Origin of the sequence: Bradyrhizobium sp. AZCC 1719, assembly GCF_036924525.1 — a bacterium.
Taxonomy (GTDB): Bacteria; Pseudomonadota; Alphaproteobacteria; order Rhizobiales; family Xanthobacteraceae; genus Bradyrhizobium.
In genome coordinates this window covers 7,021,033-7,032,183 of record NZ_JAZHRU010000001.1, presented here as the reverse complement: position 1 = coordinate 7,032,183, position 11,151 = coordinate 7,021,033, and the positions used below count along the sequence as shown (strand labels likewise).

Sequence of the window (11,151 nt, the reverse complement as noted above, 5' to 3'; positions counted from 1 at the left end):
GGATTAAATGGCTCGCCGGATAGTGCGGTTTAATTTAGTAAGTATTTACCAGACGGCGACGGGTCCCGAAAAAAACCTTCCACAAATATACTCAGCTTTCCCGGTATATCTTACTTGATGTTGACCGTGTTCCGAGCGGGTTCCATCCGTAAACCCTTTGGACACCGGTGGACAACAGTATCGTCCGCGGAAATTCACGAAGATGAATTCGGGGCGATCAGGATGTTGGCCAAGGCGAGACACGGTATCGAGAAGCGGCTCCGCGGCGGGGCGCTGCGCTCGCGCGACCGTAAAAATGCGGGCTATACGCTGCTCGAGCTCTTGGTCGTGATGGGCATTCTGGCGGTTCTGACGGCGATCGCTACGCCGCAGCTGATGGGTTATTTCGGCAAGGCCAAGACCCAATCGGTACAGCTGCAGATCGAGAATATCGGCACCGCGCTCGAGCTCTATTACATGGAAAATGGCGCCTATCCGAGCGCCAGCGCCGGGCTGAAAGCCCTGGTCGAGGCGCCGCCCGAGGCGCCGCGCTGGAACGGTCCGTATCTCAAGAAGGCAAAGAACCTGCTTGATCCGTGGGGGCGACCTTATCAATACGCCATCTCCGACGGTCAGTACGAGGTCTATTCGCTGGGGCCAACCGGCAAGGCCAAGTCCGCGAACGCCGGCGCGGCGCCGGCGTACCGGGGCGGTTAACGGCGACGAATTAAATGGCTCCCTTAAAACTCACAGACTAGCGTGGATGGCGCGGCCTGCTGTAAAATCAGCCCGGTCGCGTAATCAATCGTCTTCGAATTACCCTTAACGATGATTGGACCTGACAATGACGTCGAGAATGGACCGTAGAACATTTCTGCAAGGCACGAGCATCGCCGCAATTTCGTCCCTGCTGCCTCTTGGTGCGGAAGCCGCCACACTCACCGTGCCGCTCGCGGGCCCCACGCGAGGATCCGCTGTCACAAGCGCCAGCGTCGCGGCTAAATTCAATGGGGGACGGTCTCAAGTTAATTTCAACTTTCTATCTTTTGGTGCGGCATACCCGTTCCTGAATTGCATGAAAACCGCGCAGAATTGGACCCTGAGGGACAACAGTGGCTGGCCTGCGCCCGACACGCTCGATTCCGATGGATATCCGATCAAGATCGTGAACGGTGGCGTATATACCGTCTTCGACGTACCCTCCCAGGCTTCGCGGCCAGGAAATTATGTAATCACGTGGGCTGGTAACGGCACGATTTTCTGCGGCATGAGCAATGTTGCCGTCAGCGGGAGTAAGACCAGTACCAATGGCAGCGGCCGTTATGTTTTCTCGACGACTTCTTCCCAGTTCAGCGTCGGTATCTCCGCGATCGGAAATCCTTACATCACCAACCTGCAAGTTTTCCACGTCGACGACGAGGCTGCACTGAAGGCGGGTCAGGTTTTCGGGACGAAATTCAAGCAGAGATTGCTCGAAGCGAACTTTGGCGTCATTCGTTTTCTCAATTGGCAATCCGGAAACACCACCAACGTGACCACTTGGGCCACACGGAAGCCCGTATCCTACGTGTTCTATGCGGGGCACGACCTCCGTCCCAGCCTCTATACCGGCTTAACAACAAATTCTGGCGCGGCTTATGCGGCAACGCTCCCTGGCTTCAAGCTAGTCGACAAAGCAACCGTTACCGTCAAGTTCAACGCCAGCTACACCGGCCCATGCACCCTGAACGTGAATGGAACAGGGCCCATCAATATCCTGAGCGAATATTCGCAGCCTCTCAACTCGAGTTCTTATCCGATTGGGGGTTCTTGGCAGAGCTTCGCTACATTGGTCTACGACGCCACCTTGAATGCGTGGATCAAGCACGGCGCTGACAACGCGCGAGGGAGCTGTGGTATTGACAATGGTTGTCCCCCCGAACTGATGGTTCGACTTTGTGCGGAGGTCGGCGCACATCCATACTTTGTGACGCCGGCACTGGCGATTGATCCCGCGACCGATTTCATGCCGAGCCTCGCTGCATTTTGCCGCGACTACGGTCCTACCTGGATGATTCCGCGTTTTGAGGGACCGAACGAGACCTGGAATAATGCCAGCGGTTTCTATTCGACGAAGTATGCTGTCGCTAAGGCCACAGCATATGGGTGGGGCGCCGACGTGCATAACTGGTACGGCAAAGCCATGTCCGTGCTGGGTCAAATCGTAAGCGTTGCATATGCCGGAAATCGAGCCAGGTATCAGGTGTTGTGTGGAGTGCAGACGGCAACTGGTGCGACCTCCTCGAGTACTGCGTCCAGCAATGCAAGACTTGCCTCTACCAAGTATCTTATGCAACTCGATCCGCCTCAAGCGCCGTATACCAAGACTGCGGCATCCAACTGGGTTACGCATATCTGCACCGCCCAATACATCACACCTTCTGCCTATAATACCGCGGAAGAGAGTGCTTATGCAGCCGCTTATGCGGCTGCTGCCGGAAATTCGACTTTGCAGATGGAAATCGCTACCGCGTATGCAAACACGGTGAACAGCGGCACGGGTCTCTATACGCTCTCTAAGGTGGCCAGCTGGTACGCCAACTGGAAAATCTGGGCGCTAGGCTTTGGGGTCACCAAAATGTGCGGGTACGAAGGGGGATACTCCCCGGATTATACCGGTGGCGGAAAAACCGCCGTGGACATGCTTCGAGCTGCCTCTAAGAATGCCATGTCATTGAATGGGTTCACCACTACCAACTATAGCAATTTCGTGGGGTTATCGGACAGCAAGTTCACCGCGGAATTCCCCTCCTGCTTCCAATTGTCGGGAAGGGCGCCTTCCAACGGAGCATGGTCTGTGCTGGAGGACATCTACCAGTCGCCCAATCCACCCCAGTGGAGTGCCATCGCGGCGTTCAATCGTGTTTAGTTGCAGACGACACGTGGTCCTTTGCTGCAGGCATGGTGGCGCCAAAAGCAATCAAAGAATGCCTTCGGGCGCGTGCCGAGCCATCCTTACACCATGACGAATGCTCGGCGACGCCATGCAGCCCTGGAGTTTGGAAGCTTGCTGGGTGTCGCCGACTGACTATCTCACGACCTTCATGGAGCAGGCGATTTTGTTTACAACAGCCAAGCTATTTTCTTAGAAGAGGAAGCGTGTTCTCATAAAGTCGGCATGAGCTTCGATCGTCAATTCAGAGCGGTTTACCGTTTCTTGACGCGCTCTGTGATCCAAGATGTGGCAGACATACATCGCGGAGTACCAGTTGTCCGCCTTTTTGGGCCGGTGACCTGGTAGGCTTCGATCGCTTCCAATCTTTCGCATTTTGTGCTCGATGTTGAATTCGGCGATCGCCGCAAGTTCTCCACACCATTCGTTCGCAAAAAAGAAGCCAACATCATCAAAATACATGCTCACCGCGGGCAAGTATTGCCCCGGCCGGCCAGTTAGGCAGCGCAGGGCCGATTTCGTGGCCGAATAAATATCGACGTCTATGGAAACGAATCCCACTGGAGCTTCTGGGTTGATGGCTGCAGTGAACGCGTCAACGGTCTCGGCAATGTCGCCCCAGATGATTTCTGCACGACCCTCCAGTTTGCGCGAAAGCGCCTCTCTGTCTTCCATCGCGAAGTCGCCGGGATTCCATATTTCCGGATGATCTCTGTATCCTTGAAAGCTTGGAAGGCCATGGCCGGTATCAAAGCCGATGATACGAAATTCGACGCCGGTCTCTGCCTGAATCAACTGCGCCAAATCGGCCATGTTTAATAAGCCGGCGCCACTGGCGACCCCAAATTCGATTGCTGTGACGCGGCTCTTGCCGAAGTACTTGGCACAATCTGCGGCGCGTAGCATGCCGTAGAGATAGTTGGGGCGGCCGATCAATCCGAATCGCTCGCGATCCCTAAAAGTCCCGTACCGATCGATCCAGGAATCCTCACCAAGCAGTCGGTTCCACAGCTTTCTCTTTATAGCTTCCATAGCCAGAACCACCAAAGCACCTTTCCAAATCGATGTGGCGACGCAAAGCGTCGCAAATGTTAGTTCAAACCGCGATGTAGGTATCCAAGGTTGCCGTCGTCCCCGTGAAAGTCGACGGTTTGTTGGATGCCCGTTCGCAACAGCTCCAAGGCGTGTATATCAGTCGTGCGCTGGCCATGCGCTCGCTATCTTCCAGATTGGTTAGCATGGCTTGGCAACCATGCCCAAGCTGCGAAACGATCGTTGACCAGGGACGATTCGGCGAGTTCGGAGCCGGATAATCGGCTCAGAAAAGGCATGAGTTGCACGTTTCCTGAATTAAGCTAGAAATACAAAAGACATAGTCGTTTTGATTTTGTTCCGGTATTTTGCTTCCTGCATGCTCCGGAAACGTTCGAATCTTAGCAAACGAAGTTCTTAGGTCAATTGATATCGATGACGGCCAACTGGTTTGCCACCATTGCCTTTTTTGCGTGGCCGATCGTCGCGACCATTTTATATCGAACGAAATCTTTTTCGGAGGCAACTCTCTGGACTATTTTGGGTGGGTTGCTGCTGCTGCCATCAAATGTATCCATCAAGCTGGAGATGATCCCGGCGTTTGACAAGAATTCCCTACCGAATCTTTGTGCATTAGCAGGGTGCATCGCGTTGGCATCGCGTCAGCGTGCCGTAAAATCAGGATTTGGCGTGGCTGAAATCCTGGCGATTGCCGCCATCATAGGCCCGGTATTCACTTCGATTAACAATCGCGACACCCTGGTTTATGGACCTACGATTATCCCCGGCGTTGGGTATTATGACGGTATTTCGGCCCTGCTGAGCCAGCTATTGTTTTTGCTACCATTCTTTATCGCTCGTCGTTTCCTTCAGAAATCCTCAGATACCGAGTCGATCATGCGCGTCCTGGTGATCGCCGGCTTGCTGTACTCGACTCTCATGCTTTTCGAGATCCGGATGAGTCCTGTGCTCTCGAATTGGGTCTACGGCTATTTCCCCTCCGGATTTGTCTCGGAAATGCGCTATGGCGGGTTTCGGCCCGTGGTGTTCATGAAAAACGGTCTAACGGCAGCTTTCTTCATGATGACAGCTTTCCTGGCGGCGGTCGTATTCTGGCGCCTCAAGTCAGGCGTAGTCAGATTGTTCCCGCCTGCAGGTGTTTCGGCGTATTTGGCCGTCGTAATCATACTCTGCAAATCGGCCGGAGCGCTCATTTATGCTGGCTGCATAGGATTCTTTGTGCGCTGGTCAAGCCCGAAAACGCAAGTGCGAATAGCAGTGGTGATCACCACCATCGGTATATTCTATCCATTACTTCGGATTACTGACAATTTCCCGACCAGCGCGTTGCTCGATACGGCGATGGTATTCAGTCAGGAGCGGGCAGAATCTCTGAAAGTGCGCTTCGATCAAGAGCAGCAACTTCTGGCGCATGCTTCTCAGCGCCTTCTCTTCGGCTGGGGCCGATATGGGCGCAACCGCCTCTACGAGGAGAACTATGGCAAGGATATAAGTATTACAGATGGCGCATGGATCCAAATATTTGGACAATTTGGGGTCGTGGGCTTTCTGGCACAATTTGGTTTGCTCGCTTTGCCAGTTTTTCGTGCGATGTCGGCTTTAAAATACACGTCGTCGGCACGCGATAGAGTGTTTCTGGCAGCGCTTGCACTAATCGTTGCGCTTAATCTTATTGAGCAGATCCCCAACTCATCGATGAGCTCTTGGAATTGGCTCCTCGCAGGAGCGCTATTGGGCCGAGCTGAGTATCTTAAGGCCGTCGCGAGTAGTCCAAGGAAATCATTTGGTGCCGCAAACATTGGCAAGCATTCCTTGGGGGCAGGGGAGTGAAATATAAGTTACGATCCGACACGGGGTCTTTGGTGACCGGAAGCGCATCCCGACAGAAATCCTCCCCGGGCTCATTTCGAGTTACGAAAAGTCCGATGCCGTCCCGGCGAGTTGAACGATTGTTCTAGAATGCCCTTATCCGAGCAAATCTCTCTCAAGCAACGGGTGATGAAGGCGGGTATGTGGAGCCTGGCCGGCTTTGCGCTTTCGCTGGTGGTCCGCCTCGGCAGCAATTTGCTGATGACGCGTCTGCTTGCTCCGGAAATGTTCGGAGTTATGGCCGTTGCTTCGACTCTGATCGTTGGCCTTGCGATGTTCTCCGATGTGGGATTGAAACAAAATGTCGTGCAGAGCAAACGCGGCCGCGAGCCCGCTTTCCTGAACACCGCTTGGGCAATTCAGATTTTACGAGGCGCCTTGCTGTCGGCAGGTGCGCTCGCTCTATGTTTGGTTCTCGTTATACTTGGTTGGTTCGAGCAAATACCCGCAAACAGCGTCTATGCAGCTCCTGTCCTGCCATACGTTGTTGCCGCCTTGTCGCTCTCGACGCTGATCGCCGGCTTCGAGTCCACCAAAGTGCTGGAAGCCAATCGCAGCATTCTGCTCGGGCGCATAACCGCTATGGAGATTTTTTCTCAGGCGGTTGGGTTGAGTTGCATGCTCGGCTGGGTTCTGGTCGATCGGTCGATCTGGGCTCTAGTGGCAGGCGCAATATGTGCGTCCCTGATCAGGACGGTCGTAAGCCATATGTGGTTGCCTGGGGTTGCAAATCAATGGCAGTGGGACAGGCAGGCTGCCCACGAGGTCATCCACTTCGGCAAGTGGATCTTGTTGTCGTCGATTTTTGGCTTCCTTGCGAGTAGCGGTGACCGTTTGCTACTTGGGGCGCTGGCAAACTCTACTGTACTCGGCCTTTATGCAATCGCATCTTTGTTTGTGATCTCGATGGAGGGGGTTCTATCCAAGATCATGACCGACGTCGCATTTCCCGCGCTGAGCGAGATTGTTCAAACAAAAGGAATGGACCTAAAGAGAAATTACTACAGGCTCGTCGCCATTATCGCGTTGGTCTCGTATTTTTCGGCCGGCTTCTTGATGACTTTCGGTCCCTCCTTGATTCGATTGCTGTACGATCCGCGATATTACGAGGCTGGCTGGATGTTGGGAATTCTTGCCGCGATCCTGGCGACTATGCCGTTTCGTCTTGCTGTCCAGGCCTTTTTGGCTTTGGGGATGCCGAAGATTCAGTCAAACGTCATTCTGGTCCGGCTCGTTTCGCTGTATGTGCTAGCTCCTTTGGGGTTCTATTTTTTCGGCCTTGGTGGAGCGTTGGCCATGATCGTATTCAGTCAATTTTCGTATGTTCCAATCATCGTCTTTTATAGTCTCAAGCATGGCCTGTTCGATTTTAGCAAGGAATTGTATTTTCTCGTCTGGGTGCCGATCGGGCTTCTGGCCGGTAAGGTTTTTGCTTTGCTAGCTGGACACTTCCTGTGAGCAGGTACGGTCGGAAACCGTATGGAGCGGAGTGCACTTCGCTTGCTGAGCGAGCATGCATGCTATCGCTCCGGTACATATCTTTTCGAATGGAGGGGCCGCCGTTCGTGGCGGTCGTACGAATCCAATGAACAAACTGAAGACTGCTGTTGTCGAGGCCTTAAAGATAGTCCTGCCCGATCGGATCAAGGCGGCCCTCTTACATTTGTCTTTCAATCTAGCCAGGGATGAGTTCGATCGATTTGCTTACGATTATGGCTTCGCGCCGAGCATGAAGTTTGGCTTGAGTGCCATGGCAAAGCGCGGTTTTTCCCCAAGAACGGTCGTCGACGTAGGAGCGTTTGAGGGAGAGTGGAGCAGGCTCGCGCGAGAGATTTGGCCTCACAGCCGGATATTGATGTTTGAGCCAAATATTCAGAAACAGCCAGGTGTTTCGGTCGTTGCCAATTCGATTGGTGCGTCTCTTTTCTCCGAGTTGTTGGGAGCTGACGACGGCGTGCCGGTTTCGTTCAATGTGATGGAATCGGGATCCTCGATCCTGAATGAGCGAAGTCCGCTTGATCGTACAGTCGAGCACCGCAAGCTGCGTCGGATGGACTCGGTAGTTGAGGAATTGGAGTCGCCCGTATTCGTCAAGATTGATACGCAGGGCTACGAACTGGAGGTTCTAAAAGGTGCCCAGAGGATCTTGCCGAAAGTCCATGCGATTTTGCTTGAGGTCGCGGTTATTGAGATAAACGAGGGGGCACCTCTCCTGAATGAAGTGGTCGGAGTCCTCAAGCAGCTTGGATTCGTAACTTACGATATTCTTGAATTCCATCGTCGGCCACTTGATGGGTCGCTCAATCAGATCGATATCTTGTTTGTCCGTGAGAATTCGCCACTCATTGCGGACAAGCGTCACTTTGCATGAACAACTTGTTTCGTATTTTCTTCTGATATCTAGGGATCAGTTGGGCTAGCATTAATGCGTATCACGTTCGTTTTGCCGACGGTTTCGATGGCAGGAGGGATCAGGGTCGTTGGCATTTATGCCCGCGAGCTGATGGATATGGGGCATACGGTTTGCATTGTCTCTCCGCCGCCGAGGACGCTGTCGTTCAGACAAAAGTTTAGGTCGTGGAGGAAGGGAGACGGCTGGCCGAAGAAGCAGGCGGAGCTGCGATCTCATCTCGATGGGGGCCGATTTGATCATCATATTCTAGATGTATGGCGACCCGTGAACGACGCCGACGTTCCCGATGCCGATGTCGTCGTCGCGACCTGGTGGGAAACAGCCGAATGGGTCGATGCGCTCAGCTCTCGAAAGGGGGCCAAAGTCTATTTCATCCAGCATCATGAGGTATTTTCCTATTTACCCATTGAGCGGTGTCAGGCCACGTACCGACTGCCGATGCACAAAATTGTCATTGCGCACTGGCTCAAGCAAATCATGGAAACAGAATATGATGACAAAGTCGTCGATCTTGTTCCAAATAGCGTTGACAAGAGTCAGTTCTTTGCTCCCTTGCGCGGCAAGCAGGAAACTCCGACGGTCGGTTTGCTTTACTCAAGTGCGTCGTTCAAAGGGGTGGATACTTCATTTGCTGCACTCCGGCATGTGCGCAAGAAGATTCCAAGTTTGAGAATAGTTTGTTTCGGGAGCGAGTATCCGCGTAGCGAGCTACCTCTGCCTGTCGGTACGGAGTTCATCCTATCGCCCCCACAAGACGAGATTCGCGATATCTATGCCCGTTGTGACGTGTGGGTTACTGCGAGCACAAGTGAAGGGTTTAACCTTCCCGCGATGGAGGCGATGGCGTGCCGAACTCCGGTCGTGGCCACGCGAATAGGATGGCCTGAGGAAGCTGTGAAAACAGGATGGAACGGTGTTCTCGTGGAAGTGGACGACGTTTCGAGGCTTGCCGATGGAGTAGAGTGGGTGCTTAGTCAAAGCGAGGAGGACTGGAAGGTCCTGTCGTCGAATGCGCACGCGACAGTCTGTTCAAGTTCTTGGGAAGCCAGCGCAGCTATGTTTGAACAAGCGTTGAGAAATGCGTGCCGGCGGGCCGCCCGCAATGAAATTGGGGGCAATTGCGCTGTCTGAGGAATGATCTTTTTGATTTACCTCGATCAAGTAGGCTAATGGCCAGCGAAGTGGTTGCGTAAACTTTGAGTGTCCATATGACCGCGCATGGCGGTGTAGCAAGATGAATTAGGTGACATCGAACATGTCTATTTTGAACCGTCGTAGCTGTTTTGGGATCCTCGCAGGTGTTCTCGCCTTTGTCGCGGGGCCTCGCTCGAGGATCAGCGATGAAGCTATTCTCGAGGCCACTGAAACGGATAATGTCAAGGAATTTGAGATCGTGAATGGCTGGGTTTTGCACCGCCAGGATACTGTGACTAGGAAATGATTTCCGATGATTTTTGATTTCAATGAGGCCTGGTCGCGTATTTCCGGGAGGAGTTATGACGTTTGCGTCTGCGGAACGGGGCCCGCTGGAATTACGATAGCGAGGAAGCTTTCTGCTGGCGGCAAGACAGTCTTGCTACTTGAGGGGGGAGGTCTCGAGTACAGCGACCAGTCGCAACATCTTTACGATGGGAAGAGTATTGGACGGCAGTATTGGTTTGTCGAAAGCGGTCGGCTTAGATACTTCGGCGGTACATCCAATCATTGGAGCGGGCGGTGCAGCGTTTTCGATCCAATCGATTTTGAAGCTCGCGAATATTTCGGGATGCCAGGATGGCCGATTTCGTACGATCAGGTCATCAAGGGCATGGAAGAGGCCCAGGAAATTGTGGACATCGGAGGTAAGGACCTCTCGCCCTACGATGATCCTCGCTTTGCGTCTCGATCGTTCAGGCAGAGCGGCTTTGCTCTGAGCCCTCCCACCCGTTTTGCGGAGAAATACGACGCCGAAATTCGCACGTCGGAGCGAATTGATCTCTTTTACAATGCGAACCTTACCGACCTGAAGTTAACCGATAGCCTGTCGCAGGTCCGCAGTCTTGTGGTTCAAAATTTCAATGGTCAGAAGTTAGATGTTTCGGCGCCAAGATACGTTGTAGCGCTCGGGGCAATCGAAAATGCCCGACTTCTGCTCAATGCCAATCGACAAGTACCAGAGGGGATTGGCAATGGCAGCGGCTGGGTCGGTCGCTGTTTTATGGAGCATCTAAACGTCCCTATCGGACGATTCATCGTAACCGACACGCAATTCTGGCGAAAGGAAGCTTCGCTAGTTCCGACCGTCGAGTTCTTGCGACAAAACAACATTGGCAACGGGATCGTGAGCTTCGGCCCTAATTCGTCGCCGCAAAGCTATGGACGGCTTCGTGTACTGAAGCAATTTGCGCGTGAAACTGGCTGTGCCTTGCCACGCATGGCTGAGGTCATGAGGCAGGTGGTGGACTTCGATTGCCCCGGTGATGGTTTGGTCACGTCGTTAATCGAGCAGTCGCCCAATCCCGACAGCCGAGTTACCTTGGTCAACGACACCGACAAATTTGGATTGCGCCGGATCCAGTTGAACTGGAACGTGAACGAGCGTGACAAGAAGACGATACGTCTGCTTGCGATCAAGACGGCTGAGGAGATGGCCAGGCTTGATCTTGCACGTGTGCAACTCGCGCCGTTCATAACGAACCCAAGTCTGGACATCGAGGTCGGAGCTCACGCTCACCATATGGGTACGACACGCATGGCGACAACGCCGGAATTCGGGGTTGTAAACGAGAATTGCCAGGTCTTCGGGGTGGATAATCTATATATCGCTGGCAGTTCGATTTTCCCCACCGGCGGTGGTTGCAATCCGACGCTCACGATAGTGAGTCTTGCTCTTCGCTTGGCGGAATTCCTGGCTTCTCGAGATTAG

8 protein-coding genes are annotated in these 11,151 nt (G+C 53.4%); 7 read left to right on the top strand and 1 reads right to left on the bottom strand.

All coding sequences use genetic code 11. The features are described from left to right. Positions 1-222: 222 nt before the first annotated feature. Together gspG and V1292_RS33075 are read left to right on the top strand one after the other, a co-directional pair. The gene (gene gspG / locus V1292_RS33080) at positions 223-696 is read left to right on the top strand and encodes a type II secretion system major pseudopilin GspG (protein ID WP_334376742.1); all 474 of its coding nucleotides are present in this window, start codon (positions 223-225) and stop codon (positions 694-696) included. Between the two features lie 139 nt (positions 697-835). Beyond that, positions 836-2,887 carry a hypothetical protein gene (locus V1292_RS33075; protein ID WP_334376740.1) on the top strand — a complete coding sequence of 684 codons (2,052 nt, stop codon included), beginning with the start codon at positions 836-838 and terminating at the stop codon, positions 2,885-2,887. Positions 2,888-3,103: 216 nt separating this feature from the next. Here V1292_RS33075 and V1292_RS33070 read toward each other — a convergent pair whose 3' ends face one another. Next, positions 3,104-3,955, bottom strand: a complete 852-nt coding sequence (locus tag V1292_RS33070) for a hypothetical protein (RefSeq protein WP_334377233.1) — start codon at positions 3,953-3,955, stop codon at positions 3,104-3,106. A 423-nt stretch (positions 3,956-4,378) separates the two neighbouring features. On the opposite strand from V1292_RS33070, the gene V1292_RS33065 reads away from it, so the two are divergent. From V1292_RS33065 to V1292_RS33045, 5 genes are all read left to right on the top strand, one after another. Then, positions 4,379-5,794: a hypothetical protein gene (locus tag V1292_RS33065; protein WP_334376738.1), complete on the top strand. Its 1,416-nt coding sequence runs from the start codon at positions 4,379-4,381 to the stop codon at positions 5,792-5,794. A 129-nt stretch (positions 5,795-5,923) separates the two neighbouring features. Beyond that, positions 5,924-7,291, top strand: a complete 1,368-nt coding sequence (locus V1292_RS33060; RefSeq protein ID WP_334376737.1) for an oligosaccharide flippase family protein — start codon at positions 5,924-5,926, stop codon at positions 7,289-7,291. 127 nt (positions 7,292-7,418) lie between these two features. Next, positions 7,419-8,204, top strand: a complete 786-nt coding sequence (locus V1292_RS33055) for an FkbM family methyltransferase (protein ID WP_334376736.1) — start codon at positions 7,419-7,421, stop codon at positions 8,202-8,204. Between the two features lie 54 nt (positions 8,205-8,258). After that, positions 8,259-9,377 (top strand): glycosyltransferase family 4 protein, encoded by a 1,119-nt coding sequence (locus V1292_RS33050; RefSeq protein ID WP_334376735.1) that lies wholly within the window; start codon positions 8,259-8,261, stop codon positions 9,375-9,377. A gap of 316 nt (positions 9,378-9,693) precedes the next feature. Continuing rightward, a complete protein-coding gene (locus V1292_RS33045; protein ID WP_334376734.1) occupies positions 9,694-11,151 on the top strand; it encodes a GMC family oxidoreductase in 1,458 nt (485 codons plus the stop codon).